The organism is Mycobacterium sp. 663a-19 (assembly GCF_035616495.1).
Classification (GTDB): domain Bacteria; phylum Actinomycetota; class Actinomycetes; order Mycobacteriales; family Mycobacteriaceae; genus Mycobacterium.
In genome coordinates this window covers 134,307-158,913 of sequence record NZ_JAPJAV010000003.1, presented here as the reverse complement: position 1 = coordinate 158,913, position 24,607 = coordinate 134,307, and the positions used below count along the sequence as shown (strand labels likewise).

Below are 24,607 nucleotides of genomic sequence, written 5' to 3'. Positions count from 1 at the left end.
CGCGGGAGAGGACCGTTGATGGCACGCGGGTTCCAGGGTGCGATGCTGCGGAGCTTCGGCGCCCGCGACCACACCGCGACGGTCGTCGAAACGCTCCGGATCGCACCACATTTCGTGCGGGTGCGCATGCAATCGCCGACGTTGTTCGACGACGCCGACGCCGAGCCGGCGGCGTGGCTGCGGTTCTGGTTTCCCGACCCGGCGGGGTCGAACACCGAGTTCCAGCGCGCCTACACGATCTCCGAGGCGGACGTGCCCAGCGGCCGGTTCGCCGTCGACGTCGTGCTGCACGAGCCGGCCGGCCCGGCGTCGTTGTGGGCGCGCACCGTCGAACCCGGCGCGACGATCGCGGTCATATCGCTGATGGGTTCGTCGCGTTTCGACCCGCCCGACGAGCAGCCGGCCGGTTACCTGCTGCTCGGTGACTCGGCGTCGATTCCCGGGATCAACGGGATCATCGAAACGGTCCCGGCCGATGTCCCGATCGAGTTGTACCTCGAGCAGCACGACGACAACGACACGCTGATTCCCCTCGCGCAGCACCCTCGGTTGCGGCTGCATTGGGTGGCGCGCCGCGACGAGAGGTCGTTGGCCGACGCGATCGAGAACCGGGATTGGTCCGACTGGTACGCCTGGGCGACACCCGAGGCCACCACCCTCAAGCATGTCCGCAAGCGGCTGCGCGACGACTTCGGGTTTCCCAAGTCCGAGATACACGCCCAGGCCTATTGGAGCGCTGGGCGGGCGATGGGCACCAGCCGCGGCGACGAGCTGGAAAGCGTTGTGCCACAACCCGAAGCGCCGAAGCCGGCGGCGCCAAAGGCCCCCGCTCCGCCGTCGCGTGGCAGTTGGCGCGCCCGGGCGGCCGGCCGGTTGCTTGCGCCATTGCGCCCGGCGCTGATCCTCTCCGGCGTGCTGCAGGCGGTGATAACGCTGTTGCAGCTGGCGCCGTTCGTTCTGTTGGTCGAGCTGGCGCGGCTGTTGGTGTCGGGCGCCGAGGCGTCGCGACTGTGGACGGTCGGAATCGCCGCCGTGTCGCTGCTGGGCGCGGGCACCGTGCTCGGTGCGGGCGTCACGCTGTGGCTGCACGTCGTCGACGCGAGGTTTGCCCGCGGGCTGCGTTCGCGGCTGTTGGGCAAGCTGTCTCGGCTGCCGCTGGGCTGGTTCACCGCGCGCGGCTCGGGGTCGATCAAGCAGCTGGTGACCGACGACACGCTGTCGCTGCATTATCTGATCACGCACGCCATCCCGGATGCGGTCGCCGCGGTCGTCGCACCCGTGGCGGTGATGGTCTATCTGTTCGTCGTCGACTGGCGGGTGGCGCTGGTGTTGTTCCTGCCCGTCCTGGTCTACCTGGTGCTCACGTCGTCCATCACCATTCAATCCGGCCCGCGCATCCCACAATCGCAGCGTTGGGCCGAGAGGATGAACGGCGAGGCCGGCGCCTACCTCGAGGGCCAGCCGGTGATTCGGGTCTTCGGCGGTGCCGCCGCGTCCAGCTTCCGGCGCCGCCTCGACGAGTACGTCGGGTTCCTGGTCGCCTGGCAGCGTCCGCTGGCGGGCAAGAAGACTCTGATGGACTTGGCGACGCGTCCCTCGACTTTCCTGTGGCTCATCGCGGCCACCGGGACGCTGCTGGTCGTCACCAACCGGATGGATCCGGTCGACCTGTTGCCGTTCTTGTTGTTGGGCACCACATTCGGCGCGCGACTGCTTGGCATAGCGTACGGGCTCGGTGGCATCCGCGCCGGGATGTTGGCCGCCCGGCGCCTGCAGATCACGCTCGACGAGCCGGAACTCGCCGTGGGCGAACGGAACAAAGCGCCCGGCGACGCGCCCGCGACCGTGGTTTTCGACCGTGTCAGCTTCGGCTACCGCCCCGGCGCCCCGGTGATCCGGGACGTGTCGCTGACGCTGCGGCCGGGCACGGTGACCGCGCTCGTCGGCCCGTCGGGATCGGGAAAGTCGACGCTCGCCGCCCTGCTCGCCCGGTTCCACGATGTGGATCAGGGAGCGATATACGTTGGCGGACAGGATATCCGGTCGATGACGGCCGACGAGCTCTACATGCGGGTCGGCTTCGTCCTGCAGGAGACCCAGCTCGTGCACGGCACGGTCGCCGAGAACATCGCGCTGGCCGTCCCCGATGCCACCGCCGCCCAAATCCGGGCCGCGGCCCGCGACGCGCAAATCCACGACCGCATAATGCGGCTGCCCGACGGCTACGACACCGTGCTGGGCGCGGGCACCGGGCTTTCGGGCGGGGAACGACAGCGGCTCACCATCGCCCGCGCGATCCTTGCGGACACACCGGTGCTCATCCTCGACGAGGCCACCGCGTTCGCCGACCCCGAATCGGAATACCTTGTGCAGCAGGCACTCAACCGGTTGACCCGGGAGCGCACCGTGCTGGTGATCGCGCATCGACTGCACACCGTCACCGGCGCCGATCAGATCGTCGTGCTCGATGAAGGCCGCATCGCCGAACGCGGCACCCACGACGAGTTGCTCGCCGCGGACGGGCGCTACCGGCGGCTGTGGGAGAGCGGTCATCGCGAGCCGTTGACCGCGGCTCAGGAGGTCGCGCGATGATCCGCACCTGGATACGCCTGGTTCCGGCGGGCCGGCGACGCGCGGTGATCGCCTACACCGCGCTGGCATTGGTCTCGGTGGTGGTGCGTGCGGCGGCGGCGGTGCTGCTGGTTCCCTTGGTAGGGGCGCTGTTCGGCGACGCGCCGCAGCGCGCGTTGGTCTGGCTGGGCTGGCTCACCGCCGCGACCGTGACCGGTTGGGCGATCGACACCGCAACCGCGAGAATCGGTTTCGACCTGGGGTTCGCCGTGCTCGACCACACCCAGCACGACATGGCGGACCGGCTGCCGGAGGTGCGGCTGGATTGGTTCACCGCCGACAACACCGCGACGGCGCGGCAGGCGATCGCCGCCACGGGACCGGAGCTGGTCGGTCTGGCCGTCAACCTGCTGACCCCGCTCGTGACCGCGGTGCTGCTGCCGGCGGCCATCGCGCTGGCCCTGCTGCCGGTCTCGTGGCAGCTCGGCGTGGCCGCCATGGGAGGCGTGCCGCTGCTGCTGGGGGCGTTGTGGGCCTCCGCACGGCTGGCCCGTCGTGCCGATCACGCGGCCGGCGACGCCAACACCGCGCTCACCGAGCGGATCATCGAATTCGCCCGCACCCAGCAGGCGCTGCGGGCCGCGCGGCGTGTCGAGCCGGCCAGGAGCATGGTCGGCGACGCGCTGAGGACACAGCACGGCGCCACGATGCGGTTGCTGGCCATGCAGGTCCCGGGCCAGCTGTTGTTCAGCCTGGCCAGCCAGCTGGCCCTCATCCTGCTCGCGGGTGCGACCACGGCGCTGACCGTGGCCGGCACGCTCGCGGTGCCGCAGGCCGTCGCGCTGATCGTGGTGATCGCGCGCTACCTGGAGCCGTTCACCACCGTCGCCGAGCTGGCGCCGGCCCTCGAGAGCACCCGCGCCACGCTGGACCGCATCCGCGCGGTGCTCGCGGCACCGGTCGCCCGCGCGGGCGGCGAGACGCTGCGCGACACGGCCGCCGCCCCGCGCATCGAGTTCGACGACGTCGCATTCGGCTACGACGGCGCCCATGTGCTTGACGGGCTGAGTTTCGCGTTGCAGCCGGGGAACACAACCGCGATCGTCGGACCATCCGGGTCGGGCAAGAGCACCGTGCTGGCGCTGATCGCCGGCCTGCACCAGCCGGGCCGCGGCCGTGTCCTCATCGACGGGGTCGACGCCGCGGCGCTCGACACCGAGGCCCGTCGCGCGGCAACCAGCGTGGTGTTCCAGCATCCCTACCTGTTCCACGGCACGATTCGCGACAACGTCCTCGCCGGCGATCCCGGCGCCGACGACGAACGGTTCGCGCGGGCCGTCGCCCTGGCGCGCGTCGACGAGCTGACCGGCCGGCTGCCCGACGGCGTCGAGACGATCGTCGGCGAGGCCGGTTCCGCGCTGTCGGGCGGCGAACGGCAGCGGGTCAGTATCGCGCGCGCCCTGCTCAAACCGGCGCCGATACTGCTGGTCGACGAGGCGACGAGTGCGCTGGACACCGAGAACGAGGCCGCGGTGGTCGACGCCCTCACCGCCGACCCGCGACCACGCACGCGGGTGATCGTCGCCCACCGGCTGGCGAGCATCCGGCATGCCGACCGCGTCCTCTTCCTCGACAACGGCCGGGCCGTCGAGGACGGCCCCGTGGACGAACTCCTGGCCGCCGGCGGCCGGTTCAGCGAATTCTGGCGCCAGCAGCACGATGCGGCCGATTGGCACATCGTCGCCCGCTAGGCACGGCGGTTCACCGCGGGTCTTGCGGTATGCCTTACAGTTGATCGGTCAATCGGCTGTCCGAGTGCGGAGGCGTGCTGTTCATGAGCGCTGTGGTGTCCATTCCGCGGTATCCCGGCGACGTGACGCCCGAGTGGCTGTCGGCGGCGCTGAGCGAGCGCCACCCGTCGGTCGAGGTGTCGCAGGTCGACGTGGTCGCCATCGGCACCGGCCAGACCGGCGCGACCTACCGGGTGACGGCCGCATACGCGACGGACCCCGGTGACCTGCCGCAGACTTTCGTGATCAAGCTGCCGGCTCAGGACGACACCGTGCGCGACCGCGTCGTCGTCGGTTACCGCAGCGAGTGCGCGTTCTACTCATCGGTGGCCAACCGGGTTCGGGTGCCGACGCCGCGCTGCTACTACTGCGAGATCACCGAGGACGCAATGGATTTCGCATTGCTGCTCGCCGACCAGGCGCCGGCGGTTCAGGGCGATCAGCTCGCCGGCTGCGGTGAATCCGAAGCGCGCCTCGCGGTTCGGGCGCTGGCCGGCCTGCACGCACCCAGCTGGTGCGACCCGGTCTGGTTGGATTTTCCGGGCATCGCGTTCGGGCGACCGGATGCGGCCGGGGCCAGTGGCATGGGCGAGGTGGCGCGGATGAGCGCCGACATCACGCTCGAGAAGCTTGGCGATCGAATGAGCGCCGACGACCGCGAAACATTCCGCAGCGCAATGGGTTTGGTGGAGCCGTGGCTGATGGCCGAGTATGACCGGTTCGCCCTGTTGCACGGGGACTATCGCCTGGACAACATGCTGTTCGATCCGGACCTGACGCGGGTCAGCGTCGTCGACTGGCAGACGCTCGGCGTGGGCCTGCCGGCCAGGGACCTCGCTTACTTCACCGCGACCAGCCTGAATTCGCAACTGCGCGCAAGTATCGAGGAAGAACTCGTGGCCGACTACCACCGCGCGCTGTCGGATTGCGGGGTGGCCGGCTACGACCGCGAAACATGTTGGCGCGATTACCGGCTCGGGGTGCTACAGGCGCCGCTGATCTCGGCGCTGGGGTTCGCCTTCGCCGCGGCTACCGAGCGTGGCGACGACATGGTGCTGGCCATGCTCAGCCGCGGCTGCCGGGCGATCCGCGAGCTGGGAACGCTGGAACTGCTGCGCTGACCCGCTCAGGCGCGGCGAGAAATCAGTACTGCGTGGAGCCCTGGTCGACCCGGATCTGCGCCGCGGTGACCTTGCGCGACTCGTCGCTGGCCAGCCAGCACACCGCGTCGGCGATCTCCTCCGGCTCGGCGACCCAGTCGGGCAGGAACGGCGTGAGGACGTGGTTCAGCTGCGGGTTGGTTTCCATGGCCTTGCCGATCGCCTCGACCATTTCGATGGATCCCATCGGGGTATTCACCGGCCCCGGGTGAACGCTGTTGACCCGGATCGAGTGTTTGCCCAACTCGGCGGCGAAGGCGCGGGCCAGGCCGGTGACGGCGTGCTTGCTGGCGGTGTAGTGCACCATGAACGGCTGCATCTTCGCCCCGGCCGCCGAACTGATCAGGATGATCGAGCCGCCGCGGCCGCCCTCGATGATCTTGTCCGCGCCGGCCATCACGGTGTTCCAGGTGCCCACCACGTTGACGTCCATCACGTCGCGGAAGGATTCGGGCGTGATGTCATTCCAGGCCTGCGGCGCGGCGATCCCGGCGTTGGCCACGATGATGTCCAGGCGCCCCAGCGCGGCGACCCCGTCGTCGACGGCCGCGCGGAGTCCGTCGAAGTCGCGGGTGTCGACCACCGCGGTGACGATCCGCCGGCCCGTTTGTTCAACCAGGCGAACGGTTTCCGCGAGATCCTCCTCGGTCGCCGGCGGGTAGGGCACGCAGGACGGCAGTTTGCCGGCGACGTCGACGGCGATGACGTCGGCGCCCTCCTGGGCCATCCGGACCGCGTGCGCCCGCCCCTGCCCGCGCGCCGCCCCGGTGATGAACGCAACCTTGCCCGCAAGCCTGCCGGTCATCGCTGCGCCGCCTTGACGAGGTTCGACCCGATGATCAGGCGCTGAATCTCGCTGGTGCCCTCGTAGAGCCGCAACAGGCGCACGTCGCGATAAATCCGTTCGACGGGCACCCCATGCATGTAGCCGCTGCCGCCGTGCACCTGCACCGCGAGATCGGCCACCCTGCCGGCCATTTCGGTGCAGAACAACTTCGCCGCCGACGGCGCGACCCGGCGATCCCGGTTGGTGACCCACAACCGGGCGGCGTCGCGGACCAGCGCGCGACCGGCCAGCACGTCGGTCTGCTGGTCGGCGAGCATCGCCTGAACCAACTGGAAACTCCCGATCGGGGTCCCGCCCTGAGTCGCGGTGGCGGCGTAGGACACGGACTCGTCGAGCGCGCGTTGGGCCGCGCCGACCGCCAGCGCGGCGATGTGCACCCGGCCGCGCGCCAACGACGTCATCGCCGCCCGATAACCGATGTCCTCGCTCCCGCCGATCAGCGCGTCGGCCCCCACTCGGACGTCGTCGAAGCTGACGTCGGCGGTCCACGCGCCTTCCTGGCCCATCTTGGCGTCCTTCGCGCCGACGGTCACGCCCGCGGCATCCGCGGGGACCAGAAAGACCGCGATCCCCGGACCCTGGTCGTCGGCGGGACGGGTGCGCGCGAACACCACGAACAGGTCGGCGACGGGCGCGTTGGTGATGAAGCGCTTCTGCCCGGAGATCACCCAGTCCTGTTCGGAGCGAACGGCTTTGGTTCGCAGGCCGGCCGGGTTCGATCCGGCCCCGGGCTCGGTCAGCGCGAAGGAGGCGACGACGTCGCCCGACGCCATCGGCTCCAGCCAGCGCTGCTTCTGCTCGTCGGTGCCGAAGCCGACGAGGACCTGTCCGGCGATGCCGTTGTTGGTGCCGAACATCGACCGCACCGCCAGCGAGGTGTAGCCCAATTCCATTGCCAGCTCGACGTCTTGGACGAGGTTGAGGCCGAGCCCGCCCCACTGCTGCGGAATGGCGTATCCGAACAAGCCCATCTTCTTGGCCTGCTCGCGGAGGTCGTCGGGTACCCGGTCGTCGGTCAGGATCTCCTGCTCGCGCGGCATCACGGCGTTGCGGACGAACTGACGGGTCTGCTCGAGGATCGGCCGGAAGTCGTCGTCGCCGACCTCGGCGCGTTCGTGGACGTCAGCGGTAGTCATGTAGCTCCTCGTTGGCGGGCCCCGGCTCCGGGCGCGATCCTATATGAAATACGATATTCGGACGACGGCGCCCCCAGGGCGGATGCAAACAACGGATGAGGGGTCTTCGATGTCGTTGCTCAGCGGTCAGTCCGCGGTGGTCACGGGTGGTGCACAGGGTCTGGGTTTGGCGATCGCGGAGCGCTTCGTCGCCGAGGGCGCGCGCGTCGTGCTCGGTGACGTCAACCTCGAGGCGACCCAAGCCGCCGCCAAGCAGCTGGGCGGCGACGAGGTCGCCCTCGCGGTCCGCTGCGACGTGACTCGAGCGGCCGACGTCGAGACCCTGATCCAGACCGCGGTCGAGCGTTTTGGCGGCCTGGACGTCATGGTCAACAACGCCGGGATCACCCGCGACGCGACGATGCGCAAGATGACCGAGGAGCAATTCGATCAGGTCATCGACGTGCACCTGAAGGGGACCTGGAACGGCACCCGGCTGGCGGCGGGGATCATGCGGGAAAACAAGCGCGGCGCGATCATCAACATGTCGTCCGTGTCCGGCAAGGTCGGCATGATCGGCCAGACCAACTACTCGGCGGCCAAGGCCGGCATCATCGGGATGACCAAGGCCGCCGCAAAGGAGCTCGCCTATTTGGGCGTGCGGGTCAACGCGATCGCTCCCGGCCTGATCCGCTCGGCGATGACGGAGGCTATGCCGCAACGCATTTGGGACCAGAAGGAGGCCGAGGTTCCGATGGGCCGGGCGGGCGAGCCCAGCGAGGTCGCCAGCGTCGCCCTGTTCCTGGCCTCCGATCTTTCCTCGTATATGACCGGCACGGTCATGGAAGTCACCGGCGGCCGACACATATGACAGGTAGCGCGAGCAGACGCAAAAGCACCCAATTCGAGCCGAATTGGGGTGCTTTTGCGTCTGCTCGGCATAGAAACGGGAGTCGCCATGCGTGAAGCCGTCATCTGTGAGCCCGTGCGGACACCGATCGGCCGCTACGGCGGAATGTTCAAGTCGCAGACCGCCGTCGACTTGGGTGTCGCGGCGCTGACGGGGCTGCTCGAGCGAACCGGGCTGGCGCCCGACGCGGTGCAGGACGTCATCCTCGGGCACTGCTATCCGAGCAGCGAGGCGCCCGCAATCGGACGGGTGGTGGCACTGGATTCCGGCCTGCCCGTGACGGTTCCCGGCATGCAGGTCGACCGTCGCTGCGGGTCGGGCCTGCAGGCGGTGATCCAGGCGTGCCTGCAGGTGGGCAACGGCGACCACGACCTCGTCATCGCCGGCGGATGCGAAAGCATGAGCAACGTCGCCTTCTATTCCACCGATATGCGCTGGGGCGGTGCCCGCGGTGGCATTCGGGTGCACGACGGGCTGGCCCGCGGACGCACCACCGCCGGCGGCCGGCACTACCCGGTACCGGGCGGAATGCTCGAGACCGCCGAGAATCTGCGTCGCCAGTATGGCATTTCGCGCCGGGAGCAGGACGAGCTAGCGGTGCGGTCACACCAGCGGGCGGTAGCCGCGCAGAAGGACGGCGTCTTCGCCGAGGAGATCATCCCGGTCGCGGTGCCGACCCGGCACGGCGAGGAACTCATCGACACCGATGAGCATCCCCGCGCCGACACATCGGTCGAGTCATTGGGCAAGCTCAAACCCGTTCTGCTGGCCCAAGATCCAGACGCCACCGTCACCGCCGGCAACGCCAGCGGGCAGAACGACGCCGCATCCATGTGCGTGGTGACCACGCGCGAGAAGGCGGCCGAACACGGGCTGCGGCCGCTGGTCCGCATGGTGTCGTGGGGCCTGGCCGGCGTGGCGCCCAACATCATGGGCATCGGTCCCGTGCCGGCGGCCCAGGCCGCGCTCGCCAAGGCCGGCCTGAAGCTGTCCGACATCGACGTCATCGAGCTCAACGAAGCCTTTGCCGCGCAGGCGCTTGCGGTGATGCGGGAGTGGAACTTCGGCGCCGCCGACCACGACCGCACCAACGTGCACGGGTCGGGGATTTCGCTGGGCCATCCGGTCGGCGCGACCGGGGGCAGGATGCTGGCCTGCCTGGCGCGGGAGCTCGACCGCCGCGGGGCGCGCTACGGGCTGGAAACCATGTGCATCGGCGGCGGCCAGGGGCTGGCCGCCGTCTTCGAACGGGTCGCGGCGGCGTGAACGAGTTGCCGCTGAGCGGCCTCACCGTCGTGGAGGTGTCGAGTTTCGTCGCCGCACCGCTGTGCGGCATGACGCTGGGTCAGCTGGGCGCGCAGGTGATCCGCGTCGACCCCATCGGTGGCGCCTCCGACGTCCAGCGATGGCCGCTGGCCGCGGACGGCACGTCGATCTATTGGACCGGGCTGAACAAGGGAAAGCGTTCGGCCACCATCGATCTGCGCTCGACCGAGGGCCAAGAGCTGGTCCAGCGGCTGATCGTCGAGGGCGACGGCATCGTAGTCACCAACGCCGCGGGGCTGTCGTGGTTGAGCCATGACCTGTTGGCCGCCAAGCGTTCCGACGTGATCCACGTCCAGCTGCTCGGGCGCGGCGACGGGTCGACCGCGGTGGACTACACCGTGAACGCCGGGCTCGGATATCCGCTCGTAACCGGGCCCGCCGAGCACGCGGGCCCGATCAACCACGTGCTGCCGGCCTGGGACGTGTGCTGCGGCTTGTACGCCGCGCTGGCCGTCGTCACCGCCGTCCGCCACCGCGACCGGTCGGGGGCGGGTGCGCGCATCAGCCTGGCCCTCGAGGACGTCGCACTGGCGACGGCGGGCAATTTGGGGCTGCTTACCGAGCCGCAGGTGAACGGCACCCAACGCCAGCGCCTGGGCAACGCCATCTACGGGCAGTACGGCCAGGACTTCACCAGCCGCGACGGCATCGCATTCATGGTTGTGACGTTGACCGGCAGGCACTTTCGCGATCTGGTCGAGGTGACGGGCACCGGGACAGCGGTGTCGGCACTCGCGGAGGCCCTGGGCGTGGACTTCGCCGACGAAGGGGATCGCTACCGGTACCGCGACGCGCTCTCCGGCCTGTTCGCCACCTGGTTCGCCGATCACACGGCCGACGAGATCACGGCTGCCCTGGCGGGCACCACCGTGCTGTTCGAGCGTTACCGCACCTTCGCGGAGGCGGCGGAAAGCCCCGCGGTGACCTCCAATCCGCTCTTCGCGCGGCTGCATCAGCCCGGCGTCGGAGACTATCTCGCGCCCGGCATGCCGGCCGCTTTCGACGGCGCCCACCCCGCCAGCGCACCGGCCCCCGCCCTAGGACAGGACACCGCCGACGTGCTCACGCAGCGCCTGGGGCTGACGACCGCCGAAATCGAGCGCCTGGTGAGCGCGAAGACCATCGCCTAGCAGGGCGCAACGGAAGGACAGCGCATGACCAAACTCGCGCAAACCCTCGGCCTGACCGAGTTTCAGACCGAGATCATCGCCACGGTAAGGCAATTCGTCGACAAGGAAGTCATCCCCAACGCGCCGGAACTCGAACGCGGCGACACCTACCCGCAGGAGATCGTCGACCAGATGCGCGAGATGGGCCTGTTCGGGCTGATGATTCCGCAGGAGTACGGCGGCCTGGGGGAGTCGCTGCTCACCTATGCGCTGTGCGTCGAGGAGCTGGCACGCGGCTGGATGAGCGTCTCCGGTGTGCTCAACACCCACTTCATCGTGGCGTACATGCTGCGCCAGCACGGCACCGACGAGCAGAAGCGGCGGTTTCTGCCGCGCATGGCGATCGGCGAAACCCGCGGCGCGTTCTCGATGTCGGAGCCCGAGCTGGGCTCCGACGTGGCCGCGATCCGCACCCGGGCCAAACGGAATTCCGACGGCAGCTACGCGATCGACGGCCAGAAGATGTGGCTGACCAACGGCGCCACGTCGACGCTGGTGGCCGTGCTGGTGCGCACCGACGAGGGCTCGGACAAGCCGCACCGCAACCTGACCGCGTTCCTCGTCGAGAAACCGGTCGGTTTCGGCGAAGTCGCGCCGGGCCTGACGATTCCCGGCAAGATCGACAAGCTGGGCTACAAGGGCATCGAGACCACCGAGCTCATCTTCGACGGCTACCGGGCGAGCGCCGACGACATCCTCGGTGGCACCCCGGGGCAGGGATTTTTCCAGATGATGGACGGCATCGAGGTCGGCCGGGTCAACGTGTCGGCGCGGGCCTGCGGCATCGGAATCCGTGCCTTCGAGCTCGCGGTGCGCTACGCGCAGCAGCGCCACACCTTCGGCAAACCCATCGCCGAGCATCAGGCCATCGCGTTCCAGCTGGCCGAGATGGCGACCAAAGTCGAAGCCGCGCACCTGATGATGGTCAACGCGGCGCGGCTGAAGGACTCCGGGGAACGAAACGACGTGGCCGCCGGGATGGCCAAATACCTTGCCAGCGAATACTGTTCGGAGGTCACCCAGCAGAGCTTCCGGATCCACGGCGGTTACGGCTACTCCAAGGAATACGAGATCGAGCGGCTGATGCGCGACGCGCCGTTCCTGCTCATCGGCGAGGGCACCAGCGAGATCCAGAAGTCCATCATCAGCAAGCGACTGCTCGCCGAGTATCAGGTGTGAGGCGATGAGCGTTCCGGATTTCGCCGCGCGGCCCCAGCTTTCGGAGGACGTCGCGCGCTTCGTCCGCACTCGGATCTTCGACGGCACCTACACCGCGGGGTCCTATGTTCGTCTGGACCAATTGGCCGCGGAATTGGGGATCAGCGTCACGCCGGTGCGTGAGGCGTTGTTTGCCCTGCGCGCCGAGGGGCTGATCGCCCAGCAGCCCCGCCGGGGATTCGTGGTGTTGCCGGTGACCGGGCGCGACGTCGCCGACGTCGCCAACGTGCAGGCTCACGTCGGCGGCGAGCTGGCCGCGCGGGCCGCGATCAACATCACCGACGAGCAGTTGCGCGAACTCAAGGAGATCCAGGCGCAACTCGAGGATGCCTACGCCGGCGACGACCACGAGCGCACCGTCCGTCTCAACCACGAATTCCACCGCGCCATCAACGTGGCCGCGGATTCGCCGAAGCTCGCCCAGCTGATGTCCCAGATCACCCGTTACGCACCCGAATCGGTGTTTCCGGCGATCAAGGGGTGGCCGGAACAGTCGATGAAGGACCATCGCCGGATCTTGTCCGCGCTCAAAAAGCACGACGACACGCTCGCGCGCGCCGCGATGTCGGAACACCTCGCCGCCGGCGCCGTTCCGCTGATCGACCACCTCACCGCCCACGGGGTGGTGGTGGACATGAACCGTTCGCGCGATTAGCTGTTGGTGTGCGGGCGCGCGGGGGCATACCCTGCCATGGGGGGCGACTATACGGAGAGAAGAAATGCCCCCAATGCTTCGCACATCGGCCGCGCTGGCCGCCTGCGTGGTGACGCTCGCGTTTGCGCCGCCGGCCGTTGCCGACCCGCTCGACCCGATTCCCGGCAATGGCGTCTTTCTCGTCGGCCCCGACATCGCGCCCGGCCTCTACCACACGGGCGGGTCGGGGTCGGCGTTCGGGGTTTGGATCAACAATGTGCCGACCCAGGAGTCGATGTGCTCGTGGTTCACCTACAGCACGCCCGATGCGAGCAAGGACCATGTGCTGCAGACGAATACCTCTATCGGTCCGATGTACGCGAACATCAATTCAACGGTCAAGGCCTTCGAGTCGCAGAACTGTCAGCCCTGGACGCGCGTGCCTTAGGGACGGCCCGATTCGTTCAACATCTCCCGCAGGCGATGGGCGTCGACCTTGCCGGTGCCGCCGCGCGGGACGTCGTCGTCGGATTCCAGTAACAGCCACAGCGTCGGCACCTTGAACGAGCTCAGCAGCTTTCGGGCCGATGCGCTCAGTTGCTCGGCCGTCAGCGTCCCCGCTCCCACCACCGCCGCGCCGACCCGTTCGCCCGACGGCCCGGACACGTTGGTGACATAGGCGTTGACGACCCCGCCGATGGTGCGCAGCGCCCGCTCGACCTCGCCGGGGTACACCGTCGCGCCGCTGACCTTGAACATGTCGTCGGATCGGCCTTGATAGAACAGGAACCCGTCGCCGTCGAGGCGGCCGAGGTCGCCGGTGGGGTAGAAGCCGTCGGCGGTGAACAGCTCTTCGCGGCTGCGACGGCAGATGCCGCGCAGGGTGTGCGGTCCCCGGATCTGGATCACGCCGACGATTCCCGCCGGGACCGGCTCGCCGCTGCCCGGTTCGACGATGCGAACCTCCGTGCCGCTGAACGGCTTTCCGCAACTTCCCCATGCCGCGGCCGGCATGTCGGTGTCGGCGGGATAGCCGCAATACGGCCCGAACGCCTCCGTCATACCGAACAGCGCGGCCCGCGCTCCCGGTGCGGGCCGCAATTCGGGCGGCAGCAACGCGTCCAGGCTGCCCGGCCGCAACGCCGACAGGTCGGCGCCGACCGTTTCGGCGTGCCGGGCCAGCGCCTCGGCCTGGTCGGGCCAGCCGCGAAACAGCGTGACCCGCTCGGCTTCCAGCAGCCGCAGGGTGGTCTCGGGCCGCGGTATCTCCTCGGTCACCAGGGTGGCGCCGGCCAGCAGCGCCGACAGTATCCCGCTACCGAAGCCGCCGACCCAGAAGAACGGCATCGGCAGGTACAGGCGAGTGTCGGGGGTGATGCAGCGCGCCGCCAGGCCCGAGCGCACCGCGCCCAACGCGTTGCCGTGGGAGTGGATGACGCCCTTGGGTGCTCCGCTGCTGCCCGAGGTGAACATGATGACCAGCGGGTCGGCGGGGGTGACCGTTCCGGTTATGGCGTCGACGATCCCGCGGGCCGCATCACTGGGTGCCGCGAGCCGGTCGGCCGGCCAAACCTGGCGCAGCGCGGGGAGTTCGAGTCGCGGCACGGGCCGCAGGTCGTCCAGGTAGCGGTGGCCGCGGAATTCCTCGACGCTCACCAGGAATTGCACCGAGGCGGCGCGCAGCTGGGCGACGAGTTCGCCGGCCGTCAGCAGGGTGCTCAGCGGCACCAGCACGGCGCCGATGCGGGTCAGGGCGATGGCGATCTGCACCCAGCGGACGCAGTTGGGCATGATCAGCCCGACCCGGGTGCCCTTGCCGACACCGGCGTCGACGAACGTGGCCGCCAAATCCCTTGTGGTCGTGTCTAGTTCGTGATAACTCAGCCGGGACGCCGAGTCGATCACCGCCGGCTTCGCACCATGCTGCACCGCTCGTGACCGCACCAGCTGGTCGATGGTGTCAGGCATCGAACAGCTCCCTCAGCCGCCGGGCGTCGACCTTCCCGCTGGACAGCAGCGGCAGCTCGGCAGGGGACAGGGTGATGAACCGCCGGGGAATCTTGTAGGCCGACAACTCCGACCTCAGCCCGTCCCGCAGTGCGCTTTCGTCGAGACCGGGCTGGACGACGACGGCGGCAACCAACTCGCCCCGCTCGGCGTCCGGAATGCCCACGACGTGAGCCTCGGCCCCGGTGACCCTGGCGATCGCCCTCTCCACCTCCGCCGCCGAGACGTTGGCGCCCGCCGTCTTGATCATCGCGCCGCGCCGGCCGACGAAATAGAAGAAGCCCTCGGCGTCGACACGCACCAAATCGCCCGTGTGGAACCAGCCGTCGGCGTCGAAGCACTCCTCGCGGCTGCGCCGGTAATAGCCCTGCATGACAAACGGCCCCCGGATGCACAGCTCGCCGACGCCCGCGGGATCGGGGTCAATGATCTTGGTCTGGAATCCCGGTGCCGGCTTGCCGAACGAGCCGCGCCGCGCTTCGGGTTGATCTGATTCGTCGTCGCTGAGCAGCACGACGCTGCCGGCCTCGGTCATGCCGAGCATGTTGTGTCGCAGCTCCGGGTCAGCTGGGCGCGCGTCGGGCGGCATGATCGGGTAGAGGTTGCCGCGCCGCATCGACGACAGATCACGTCCGGCGAAGCTCGGGTGGTGGGCCAGGTGTGCGATCGCGGCGGCGAAACCGTTGGTCATTGTCGGCCTTTCGGCCTCCAGCAAGTCGAGCGTCGCGGCGGCGTCGGTGGCGTTGGAACACACCAGCGTCGACCCGGCGACCAAAGTGGCGAGCAGGCCGAACGCGAACCCGCCGATCCAGAAGAACGGCGAATTGCAGAACAGCCTGTCGGCGGCCGTCAAACCGCGGATCTCGTTGAGGTTTCGCTGATGCCCGAGCAACCCGGCGTGGGTGTGCACCACCCCCTTGGGGGCGCCCGCCGAGCCCGACGTGTAGACGATGGTCAGCGGATCGCAGCCCTCGACGTCGTCTTGCATCGCCGCCAGCAGCGCGGGCTCGACGGCGGGGGCAGGCCGGCAGAACCGTTGGTGGGTGATCGCGACGTGGCGCGCCTGCGGCGTGTCGGCGACAAGCAGTCGCTCGCGGGAATCGAAGTCGGGGTCCGACAGCACCTCGGCGATCCGCTCCGCGTAATCGTGGGAGCGAAACGACCGGGCGCTCAACAGTATTTCGACATCGGCGTCGACCAGCTGCTCGCGCAGCTCGCGAGCCGTGACGAAAGTGGAAAACGGGATCACCACCGCGCCGATTCGTGCGGCCGCGAGCATTCCGACGACGAACTCGGCGCCGTTGGGGTAGAGCAGGCCGACGTGCGTTCCCTTGCCGGCGCCGTGGGCGATCAGGCCGCGGGCGAGCTCCGCCGACCGCTGATCGGCTTCGGCGTAGCTGATGCGCTCGGCATCGCAGACAAGCAGCGGGTGGTCACCGCGCGCTTGGGCCTGGTGCCGCAGGACGCCGCCGACCGTCAGCTCACCGGGCATGGTCGTGCTGCGCGGCGGATTCGTCGAAGAAGCGCCGGACGGCGCCCAGATCGGCCTTACCGGACGGCGTCCGGGGGATCGCGTCGACCAGCGCGATTTCGGTGGGAATCTCGTAGCGCGCCAGCCGCGTTCGCAGGTATTCGACCAGCGCGTCGGTCGATGCGGGCTCGCGCAGTTCCACCATGGCGACCGGCGTCTCGCCGAGCCGTTCGTCGGATCGCCCAATCACCGCGGCGCCCGCCACCGCGGGGTGGTCCTCCAGCGCGATGCGCACGTCGTCGGGCATGACCTTGAACCCGCCGCGGATGATCGCCTGGTCGGCCCGCCCGACGATCCAGATGAAGCCGTCCGCGTCGATTCGCGCCATGTCGGTGGTCCGCATCCAGGTGGACGACGGCTCCAGCTGTCCCGGCTTGACCTCCAGCAGGCCCACCCGATCGGGCCCGAGCGTCCTGCCGTCGTCGTCGACCACCCGCAGTTGTGCGCCCGGGTTGGCCCGGCCGACGCTGCCGCGCTTCGCACTCCAGTGCTTCCGGTAGTCGTCGAGGGTCCAGCCGGCCACACCACCGCCGAATTCGGTTGCGGCATAGGAGGTCAACACCGGAATGCCGTACTTCTCGGTGAAGGCGTCGGCGTCGTCGGCCGACAGCGGCGCCGTGCCGCAGGTGACCGCGCGAATGCTGTCCAGGTCTGCTCGCGGCAAATCGGAGTGCAACACCGTCCGCAATGCCGCTGGGACCAGCGATACCGCGCGGGGCCGGTGCCTGCGCACCGCGTCGGCCCACGCGTTCAGCTCGAAGCGCTCCAGCAGCACGAAGGGTCTCGCCTCGGTGACGCATTGCAGCACCCGGAACACGCCGCCGATGTGCACCAGCGGCGAGTTGACGATCGCGACGCCGCGCCGCGGCTCGGTGGGCGCCGGCTTCGGCTCGAGACCCATCACGCTGCGCGCCAGTATGTCGTAGCCGAGGTCAATTCGCTTGGGGGGGCCGGTGGTTCCGCTGGTCAACATCCGCACCGCCACGCCCGGCCGGGGAGCGGGGCCGCCCGCGGGTCGCGGAGGACCGAGGGCGTCGTCCAAGAGACCCGAGATCGCGACCGTCGGGGTCTCCGCAGTGACCAGCCTCGCCAGGTCGTCGGGCTCGCCGAGGACCAGCGGCAGCCGCAGGGCGGCGATGTCGTCCCGGGTGCGTTCGTCGCCGCGTGACGGGTTGATGGTGACCACCGTCCCGCCGCTGAGCAGCACACCGAGGAACGCCGCCACGTGGCCGGGCCGGTTGCGCAGCAGCATCCCGACAGCGCTGTGTGCGGCCGAAATTGACGCGGTGCGCCTTGCCGCCTCGCCGACCCGCCCCCATGAGAGCCATCGGCCGTCGTACTCGATGGCGCGCGCGTGCGGCTGCAGGCCCAGCACATCGGCAATGCGTTGACTCAGCGGGTGATCGGCCATCAGCGGATCTTCGGTTCGCCCCTGTCAACGGGCTGGGCCCCCAGCTCGGCGGTGCCGAGCGGGTTGCCCAGCCGGGTATAGATCAGCCCCTGCTCCAGGGCTGCCCGGTAGGGCTTGTCGAGCGATTCCCAGATCGCCTTCACGGTGCCCTGGGTGGCCGACGGCGGCTTGGCGGCGATCGCCGCGGCGATCTCGTGGGCGCGGGCCCACAGCTGGTCGCCGGGCACCACCTCCGACACCAAGCCGATCCGCAGCGCGGTGTCGGCGCTCACCCGTTCGTCGTTGCCCATGAGCGCGATGCGCAGCGTCTCGCCCAGGCCGATGCGCCGCATCAGGCCGATCGGTTCCAGCGCGCAGACCAGCCCGGCCGATACGTGCGAATCGAAAAACGTTGCGTCCGTCGAGCAGATGACGACGTCGGATTCGTTGACGAAGTAGAACGCGCCCGCGGTACAGATGCCCTGGACGGCGCACACCACCGGTTTCCACATCTTCTGCCACTTGGGGCTCAGCGCTTCACCGGGATCCTCGTGGTTCCAGACGTTTTCGGGCTGGCCATACGGCGTCTTCACGTCCAGGCCGGCGCTGAACGCCCGGTCGCCCGCCGCGCGCAGCACGACCGCGTGCACCGACTCGTCGAGTTTGACGATGCGCCAGGCCCGGGCCATCTCCTCACACATGGCCCGATTGAACGCGTTGAGTTGCTCGGGCCGATTCAGCGTGATGGTGGCGACGTGGTCGGAGGCGTCGACGTCGAGCAGGATGGTTTCGAAGGCCGCCGGCTCGTTCATCGGCACTGCCAATCCGGGGGCCGCTTTTCCACGAACGCCTTGGGACCCTCCTGCGCGTCCTCGGTGCGCAGGACGCGCTCGCGGAACGTCTCGGCCAGGATCTCCGCCTCGTGCAGCGGCAGGTCGAGTCCCTTGAGGATGGCCAGCCGCGTCCCCCGAACCGCCAGCGGCGCATTGGAGTTGACGATGCCGGCGATCTCATGGGCCCGCTCGAGAAGCCGTTCGTGCTCGACGATTTCGCTGATCAACCCCAGGTCGAACGCGCGCTCCGCGCTCATTCGCTCGTGCTTGCCCATCAGCGCCATCCGCAGCGCCACCGACCGGGGCAGCACCCGGGCCAGGCGCACCAGCTCGCGCCCGGCCACCAGGCCGATGCTGACGTGGGGATCGAAGAACGTCGCGCGGTCGGACGCGATGACGATGTCGGACGTGGTGACCCAGTCGAGCCCGGCCCCGCAGCACAGACCGTTGACGGCGGTCAGCACCGGCTTGGCCATCCGGCGAAACGGCGGCGTGCCCTCCTGCGGCGCCTCCCACTGTTCGTAGGTCGAAAGGTACGGCTGCTCGTAGATCACCTTGCCGTCGGCGGGAATGGCCTTGACGTCGGCGCCGGTGCAGAAGGCGCGGCCGGTGCCGGTCACGACGAGCAGCCACACCTTGTCGTCGTTTTCCGCCTCGTCGTAGGCGGCCCGGAGCTCGGTGATCATGTGCGGGCTGAGCGCGTTGAGGGCGTCCGGGCGGTTCAGCGTGATGGTGGCCGTGTGCCCGACGACGTCGTAGTCGATGGTGTCGAACGAGTCAGTGGGCATCCCTGCTCCTCCCGTTTGACGCCCGGGGCGATCGACGAGCGTGGGGCATATGAACGGGTTCAGGGCAGTTCCCGTACTTAGCGCCCACACTCGGCGCCCCGGGATTGCAGCGTATCCGGTCAGCGACCACGAAAATCCGGATCCCGTCGTTGCCGGAAGGCTTCCAGGCCCTCCTTGAAATCGCTTGTCCGACAGGATAGTTCCAAATTGAACAGCTCCTGCGTCAGGGACTGGCTCAGCGTCGCGTGCTGACCGAAACCCAGCGCCTGCTTGGCCAGCCCGATCGCGACCGTCGGCCCGCAGGCCAGCCGCTTCACGAGTCCTCCGGCGGCGTCGTCGAGTTCGGACGGGTTGACCGCCTGGTGAATCAATCCCCAGTCGGCGGCGTCCGTCCCGCCGACTTTCTCGCCGAGCAGCAGCATTCGCCTCGCCCGGGCCACGCCGACCAACCGGGGCAACAGCCACGTCGAACCCGAGTCCGGGCTGAAGCCACGCTCCACGAACGGCTCCCAGAACACCGCGTCGGTCGCGGCCACCGTGAAATCCGCCGCCAGCGCCAGGTTGCAACCGAACCCGACGGCCCATCCCCGCACGCTGCACACGACCGGCAGTTGAATGGTCCCGACGAGCTCGATCACGCGGTGGGCCGCATGCGGAATCCGCCGCACCAGATCACCGGCCCGGGGTCGCTGCCGATCGTTGGTGGCCACCCAGTCGACGCCGGCGCAGAAGTCGTCCCCGGCGCCGCGGATGTGAATCGCCCGCAACGAGTCGTCGTCGGCGGCGTCGGTCAGCGTGTCGACCAGGGTTCCGATCATCAACTGGGTCAACGAATTACGACGAGATGGGCGGTCGAGCGTGACTCGCAAAACCGCGCCGTCCCGGCACACGGTTACCGAACCCTCGGCCCCGGCCGTTTCGGCCCCTTGACTCACCGTCGAATCCGGCCTTTCTCCGCCGATACGGTTACCCATACAGTAGGCAATACGATTGATACGCTGTATAAGTTAGCAAGGAAACGCTCCCGACGGAAATATCCTGGCGGAACGGCCGGGCGAAAGAGGGTTGCATGGCCGAGGGCACACCCGCTTCGACGAGCACTCACGACGCCAAATTCGGCGAGGAGCCACTCGCGCAGACCATCGCCGCGGCCGGCGCCATGCGGCGCCTCAGCTCGCTGCTGCTCAGCCTCGAGCACGATCACCCCGCGGTCGACGAGATGCTGGCGAAGTTCGCCGACTGGGAGCGCGAGCTGTCCGCGGCCGCTCCGACAGACAACGCGCCCCGAATCGGTGTGATGGACGATGACCCGCGGCGGGTCTATCTCAATCACGCCACCGACATCGGCGCCTACAACCCGTGCTTTCCCGAGTACCGGTTCGAGCATTTCGATGCCGAGAAGGCCGGCGGCACGGTGTGCTTTCCGCTCGTCTACGAGGGGCCGCCGGGACTGGTGCACGGCGGCTTCCTCGGCGTCTTCTTCGACTGCGTCATACAGCACCACAATTGCGTGACCGGCCTTTCCGGCAAGACGCGATCACTGCTCGTGACGTTCCGCCGGCCGACGCCGGTGCTGACCGAGCTGCGCTTCGACATCGTTCGCTCGGAGGTCGAACGGGGGATCACGTCGACGGCCCGGCTGCTGCTGGACGATGAAGTGCTGTGCACCGGCGAGGTCAACACGTTGGCCTCACCGCCGGAGAAACTGACCGGATTCAAATTCGGCAGGCGGCGAAAGGAATCCGACAGATGACAGCCTCGAGCAACCCGGACGATCGCGTGCTTTTCGAGGTCGACCCGGCCCGCCGGATCGCGACGATCACGCTGAACAACTCCAAGCAGCGCAACTCGTATGACGCCGCCATGCGCGACGCCGTCGCCCGCTGTCTGGACCGCGTCGCCGACGACGACGACCTCACCGTGGTGCTGCTGCGCGGGGCCGGCGGGGTCTTCAGCACCGGCGCCGACATGAACAACGCATACGGCTGGTATGGCAACCGCGATCCGGCCGGCCAAGATGATCCCGCGGCCAAGCGCCGCCCCAGCCAGCGCAGGCGACTAACTGTGGACCGCAAGTCATTTGGCTTCTACCACAACTTCATGGGCTTCCCCAAGGTGACGGTGGGGGAGATCGCCGGCTACGCCCTGGGCGGCGGCTTCGAGATGGCATTGATGACGGACATCTCCGTCATCGCGCGCGACACCAAGATCGGCATGCCGGCAACCCGCTTTCTTGGGCCCGCGCTGGGCAGCCTGCACATGTTCTTCCATCGGTTGGGACCGGTCCTGGCCCGCCGCCTGCTGCTCACCGGCGACGTCATCGAAGCGAGCGAGGTCGAGCAGCTCGGAATCTTCACCGACACATGCGATCCCGGCGCCGTCACCGCCCGCGCCCGGTACTGGGCCGAGAAGGCGGCCAAGATGCCCGCCGACGGCGTCGTCATCGCCAAGGAGGCGTTCCGCCTCGTCGAGCAGACCCAGGCGTACAACGGTGAGGAGGTCGCCAGCTATCTCTTCCACGCCTTCGGCACCAACCTGCAATTCGGGCCGGACGAGTTCAACTTCGTCAAGACCCGCGCCCAGCACGGCACCAAGGAGGCGTTCCGGCTACGCGACGAACACTTCCACGTGCCGGAACCCGAAGCGTGATAACGCGATTCGCGACCCGAGAGGCTAACGCGCCCCGGCGGCCTTGGCGCGCCCCCGCTGAGCGGGGGCCTTGGCGCCCTTGCGCTGCCGGGACGGCGCCGACTTGCCGCCCTTCGATGCCTTGCCCTCCTCGATCAACCGGCTGGCGTGATCGAGGATGCAGGTGAGGCCGTACTCGAAATTGGTTTCATCGGGCGCGGCGATCCGGTGACCTATCCGGGTCACCTGGGCGAGGAGCGGAGTTTTCTCGGGATCGATCGCGACGGCGTCCTCGATGGCGCGCGGTCCGACGTCGCTCGATTGGTTCTTTTCGTAGAGCCGCTGCAGCACCACCGACCCGCGCACGTGCATCGACACCGCGGAGTAGGTGTCGAAGGCATCCTCGGGGGATAGGCCTGCCTCGACCAGGTTGGCGATCGCCTTCTCCATCTCCTGGGCACCCAGGCGCGCCGCCTTGGGGCTCAGCGCGGCACGAATCAGGATCAGGTCGCACAGAATTGGGTTACCCATGAACGCTTTACGCATCGAGCGCGCATGGTTGCGCAACGTCTCGCGCCAGTCGCTCGCTTCGACGTACGGGGTGGCGAACACATACTTACTGAGGGCGCGATCCGTCATCGCATTCAGCAGATCGTCCTTCTTACGGAAGTACCAGTAGATACTGGTGACGCCGACGCCGAGGTGTTTGCCGAGCAGCGGCATGCTCAGGTTGTCTATGGAAACCTGCTCCGCGAGTTCGAAGGCGCCGCTGATGATGTCGTCCGGATTGATGGATCCGCGTTCGCGTCGCTGACGCTTATCAGCGGTTGCCTGCTTTGCCACTACGGGCACCTCCATCAAAATTCTGCGTCCGGGCCGTGAGAATCGTGCCACCCGTGGAGATCAATCTACCGGCAGATCCTCTCCCACCTGCGCATACGTACGCGTGTCGGCGCTCGGTTGTGGCCGTCAACCTCGGCTCTCGTGCGTTTTTCCACCTGCTACTGTAATACCTATCGTAGGCTTTTTGGTAAATAAGGCTGGACAAGCGACGATGACCGCACGCGACCCATTGGGTGAATTTCCCGCTGAGCCACGGATTACACCGTTGCATCGCCGAGGAAGGGGCCCGGGTGGTCGGGGCCAATATCAACGTCGACGGCGGCTCGGACTTCACCTGCATGCTGACCTAAGGAGTGGACTATGGCGACGGCCGGTGAGGCGCGTGCCTGGGCACGCGGCGCTTTGCGCGGAATCGGCAACTCCCTCTACACGCCGTTCTGCGGCACCGACGGCGACGACATCGACTGGGACGCCTACCGGACGCTGGTCCGCTACTGCGTCGGCGACCTCGGTCACCCGATGTTGTGGTGCACCAGCGGCATCGCCGAGTTCTGGTCGTTGACCCTCGACGAGCGAAAGCGCTTGCTGGAGGTCGCAATCGAGGAGGCGCGCAGGGCCAACCCCGGCGTCGTCGTGCAGGCCTGTACCGCGGCGATGACGGCCAAGGACTGCCTGGAGTTGACGCTGCACGCTCAGCACGCCGGCGCCGACATCGCCTACATCCAGACGCCGATGATGGAGGTTCACGGCGGGGAAGGCGTGCTGAGATTCTTCTCCTACATCGCTGCGCGCACCGACATCGCGCTGGGCATGTTCAATTCGCCGTCGTCGGGCTATGTGCTGAGCCCGGCCGAAAGCGCGCGGATCTATGACGAGGTGCCCGCGGTGTGCGCCACCAAGGAGGGCGCCTTCCGCCCGGCGAGCAGCCGGATGTTGCACGAATTGGCGCCCGATCTGGTGCTCTGGGAATGTGACAAGACGGTGTACCGCGCCGGTTGGTTGCGCGCCGGGATCGTCTGCCCGGCACAGCTTGGCACCGCGGGCTATCTCTACGAAACCCCGCAGCGGCGGTTGTTCTCCGAATACTGGGACCTGATCGAAAGCGACAAGCTCATCGAGGCGATGGACTACGCGCGCGACTGCGGCCTGGACCAATTCGAGGTCGATGTCGGATCCTGGTGGACCTGCTACCCGGGCCGACCGGATTACTTCACCCACTGGGGCGGCGCGTTCAAGTACGCCGCATCGCTGCTGGGGCTGCCGATAGGTGACTATCCGCATTCCCGGCCGCCGCAGGTCGAGCTGCCGGCGGAGGCCAAGGCCCAGATCGAGAAGGCCTATCGCCGCCTGGGGCTCATCGAGGCATAGCGAACCCGCCGAAAACAACTGCGGCGCCGTGGTTCTGGACGGCAAAAGGCCCGGCCCTCGATGGTGGGCCGGGCCCGTGCCGTGCGGTCGCGACCTATTGTTGTTCGGCCTGCTGGCGCTTCTCGGCGACCTTGGCGGCCGCACGGGCCGATTCGGCCTCGGCCTCCTTCTTCGCCGCGTCGCGCTGCGCCCGGGCCTTGTCCTGCTGGGCCTTGCCCTCGCTGAACAAGTCGTCACGGCCGATCAGCGCACCGACGATGATCTTGGCCTTGCCCTTCACGTCCTCCACGACGCCCTTGACGGCTTCGGTCACGCCGCTGTTGATGTCAACCATTGCGTTCCCTCCCCTCACTAATCGATGCCTCGATTTCGGTTTCCCGGGCGCCGGGCGGGGCAAAACGTGGTCGCGACGTGTCACGCACCACACCCGACGGCTCACCCGGCTACATCGACTCGCCGCGCCCGAAATTCGCTGTTTG

The 24,607-nt window shown here is 68.4% G+C and carries 22 protein-coding genes; 12 read left to right on the top strand and 10 right to left on the bottom strand.

Annotated features, from left to right (window positions below):
• Positions 1-18: 18 nt before the first annotated feature.
• From OQ968_RS07375 to OQ968_RS07365, 3 genes are all read left to right on the top strand, one after another.
• Positions 19-2,592 (top strand): ABC transporter ATP-binding protein/permease, encoded by a 2,574-nt coding sequence (locus tag OQ968_RS07375; protein ID WP_324676209.1) that lies wholly within the window; start codon positions 19-21, stop codon positions 2,590-2,592.
• Entirely contained in the window at positions 2,589-4,322 is a 1,734-nt protein-coding gene (locus tag OQ968_RS07370; protein ID WP_324676207.1) for an ABC transporter ATP-binding protein, read from the top strand. Before OQ968_RS07375 ends, OQ968_RS07370 begins: the two co-directional genes overlap by 4 nt.
• Positions 4,323-4,405: 83 nt before the next feature.
• The gene (locus tag OQ968_RS07365; RefSeq protein WP_324676205.1) at positions 4,406-5,482 is read left to right on the top strand and encodes a phosphotransferase family protein; all 1,077 of its coding nucleotides are present in this window, start codon (positions 4,406-4,408) and stop codon (positions 5,480-5,482) included.
• A gap of 22 nt (positions 5,483-5,504) precedes the next feature.
• On the opposite strand, the gene OQ968_RS07360 is transcribed toward OQ968_RS07365, so the two are convergent.
• Together OQ968_RS07360 and OQ968_RS07355 are read right to left on the bottom strand one after the other, a co-directional pair.
• Positions 5,505-6,326: a mycofactocin-coupled SDR family oxidoreductase gene (locus tag OQ968_RS07360; RefSeq protein ID WP_324676203.1), complete on the bottom strand. Its 822-nt coding sequence runs from the start codon at positions 6,324-6,326 to the stop codon at positions 5,505-5,507.
• Positions 6,323-7,504, bottom strand: coding sequence for an acyl-CoA dehydrogenase family protein (locus tag OQ968_RS07355; protein ID WP_324676201.1), 1,182 nt, complete (start codon positions 7,502-7,504; stop codon positions 6,323-6,325). Before OQ968_RS07355 ends, OQ968_RS07360 begins: the two co-directional genes overlap by 4 nt.
• 82 nt (positions 7,505-7,586) lie before the next feature.
• On the opposite strand from OQ968_RS07355, the gene fabG reads away from it, so the two are divergent.
• The 6 genes from fabG (at position 7,587) to OQ968_RS07325 (ending at position 13,188) form a co-directional block, all read left to right on the top strand.
• Positions 7,587-8,354, top strand: a complete 768-nt coding sequence (gene fabG, locus OQ968_RS07350; RefSeq protein ID WP_420715856.1) for a 3-oxoacyl-ACP reductase FabG — start codon at positions 7,587-7,589, stop codon at positions 8,352-8,354.
• A gap of 87 nt (positions 8,355-8,441) precedes the next feature.
• Complete coding sequence (locus OQ968_RS07345; RefSeq protein ID WP_324676197.1) at positions 8,442-9,659, top strand: acetyl-CoA C-acetyltransferase; 1,218 nt, start codon at positions 8,442-8,444, stop codon at positions 9,657-9,659.
• On the top strand, positions 9,656-10,849 hold the full coding sequence (locus OQ968_RS07340; protein ID WP_324676196.1) for a CoA transferase: 1,194 nt from the start codon (positions 9,656-9,658) through the stop codon (positions 10,847-10,849). Before OQ968_RS07345 ends, OQ968_RS07340 begins: the two co-directional genes overlap by 4 nt.
• A 24-nt stretch (positions 10,850-10,873) precedes the next feature.
• Positions 10,874-12,067, top strand: coding sequence for an acyl-CoA dehydrogenase family protein (locus OQ968_RS07335; protein WP_324676194.1), 1,194 nt, complete (start codon positions 10,874-10,876; stop codon positions 12,065-12,067).
• Positions 12,068-12,071: 4 nt separating this feature from the next.
• A complete protein-coding gene (locus OQ968_RS07330) occupies positions 12,072-12,761 on the top strand; it encodes a GntR family transcriptional regulator (protein ID WP_324676192.1) in 690 nt (229 codons plus the stop codon).
• 64 nt (positions 12,762-12,825) lie between these two features.
• Positions 12,826-13,188 (top strand): hypothetical protein, encoded by a 363-nt coding sequence (locus OQ968_RS07325; protein WP_324676190.1) that lies wholly within the window; start codon positions 12,826-12,828, stop codon positions 13,186-13,188.
• Here OQ968_RS07325 and OQ968_RS07320 read toward each other — a convergent pair.
• The 6 genes from OQ968_RS07320 to OQ968_RS07295 all read right to left on the bottom strand — a co-directional run bounded on the left by OQ968_RS07320 (position 13,185) and on the right by OQ968_RS07295 (position 20,224).
• Positions 13,185-14,708, bottom strand: a complete 1,524-nt coding sequence (locus tag OQ968_RS07320; RefSeq protein ID WP_324676188.1) for a class I adenylate-forming enzyme family protein — start codon at positions 14,706-14,708, stop codon at positions 13,185-13,187. The genes OQ968_RS07325 and OQ968_RS07320 overlap by 4 nt on opposite strands.
• Positions 14,701-16,239 (bottom strand): class I adenylate-forming enzyme family protein, encoded by a 1,539-nt coding sequence (locus OQ968_RS07315; protein WP_324676186.1) that lies wholly within the window; start codon positions 16,237-16,239, stop codon positions 14,701-14,703. Before OQ968_RS07315 ends, OQ968_RS07320 begins: the two co-directional genes overlap by 8 nt.
• Positions 16,229-17,689: a class I adenylate-forming enzyme family protein gene (locus tag OQ968_RS07310; RefSeq protein ID WP_324676184.1), complete on the bottom strand. Its 1,461-nt coding sequence runs from the start codon at positions 17,687-17,689 to the stop codon at positions 16,229-16,231. Before OQ968_RS07310 ends, OQ968_RS07315 begins: the two co-directional genes overlap by 11 nt.
• Complete coding sequence (locus OQ968_RS07305; protein WP_420715855.1) at positions 17,689-18,480, bottom strand: enoyl-CoA hydratase/isomerase family protein; 792 nt, start codon at positions 18,478-18,480, stop codon at positions 17,689-17,691. The genes OQ968_RS07310 and OQ968_RS07305 overlap by 1 nt, the downstream gene beginning before the upstream one ends.
• Positions 18,477-19,289, bottom strand: coding sequence for an enoyl-CoA hydratase/isomerase family protein (locus OQ968_RS07300; RefSeq protein WP_324676180.1), 813 nt, complete (start codon positions 19,287-19,289; stop codon positions 18,477-18,479). The genes OQ968_RS07305 and OQ968_RS07300 overlap by 4 nt, the downstream gene beginning before the upstream one ends.
• Before the next feature lie 119 nt (positions 19,290-19,408).
• Entirely contained in the window at positions 19,409-20,224 is an 816-nt protein-coding gene (locus OQ968_RS07295; RefSeq protein WP_324676178.1) for an enoyl-CoA hydratase/isomerase family protein, read from the bottom strand.
• 134 nt (positions 20,225-20,358) lie between these two features.
• Between OQ968_RS07295 and OQ968_RS07290 the strand changes: the two genes are divergently transcribed.
• Both OQ968_RS07290 and OQ968_RS07285 read left to right on the top strand, forming a co-directional pair.
• Positions 20,359-21,042, top strand: coding sequence for a hypothetical protein (locus tag OQ968_RS07290; protein WP_324676176.1), 684 nt, complete (start codon positions 20,359-20,361; stop codon positions 21,040-21,042).
• On the top strand, positions 21,039-21,938 hold the full coding sequence (locus tag OQ968_RS07285) for an enoyl-CoA hydratase/isomerase family protein (protein WP_324676174.1): 900 nt from the start codon (positions 21,039-21,041) through the stop codon (positions 21,936-21,938). The genes OQ968_RS07290 and OQ968_RS07285 overlap by 4 nt, the downstream gene beginning before the upstream one ends.
• A gap of 24 nt (positions 21,939-21,962) precedes the next feature.
• On the opposite strand, the gene OQ968_RS07280 is transcribed toward OQ968_RS07285, so the two are convergent.
• Positions 21,963-22,775, bottom strand: a complete 813-nt coding sequence (locus tag OQ968_RS07280) for a TetR/AcrR family transcriptional regulator (RefSeq protein ID WP_324676172.1) — start codon at positions 22,773-22,775, stop codon at positions 21,963-21,965.
• Positions 22,776-23,120: 345 nt separating this feature from the next.
• Here OQ968_RS07280 and OQ968_RS07275 point away from each other — a divergent pair, with 345 nt between their 5' ends.
• Entirely contained in the window at positions 23,121-24,128 is a 1,008-nt protein-coding gene (locus tag OQ968_RS07275; RefSeq protein ID WP_324676170.1) for a dihydrodipicolinate synthase family protein, read from the top strand.
• A gap of 94 nt (positions 24,129-24,222) precedes the next feature.
• Here the strand turns inward: OQ968_RS07275 and OQ968_RS07270 are convergent, their stop codons facing one another.
• Positions 24,223-24,462: a CsbD family protein gene (locus OQ968_RS07270; protein ID WP_324676168.1), complete on the bottom strand. Its 240-nt coding sequence runs from the start codon at positions 24,460-24,462 to the stop codon at positions 24,223-24,225.
• Positions 24,463-24,607 lie beyond the last annotated feature (145 nt).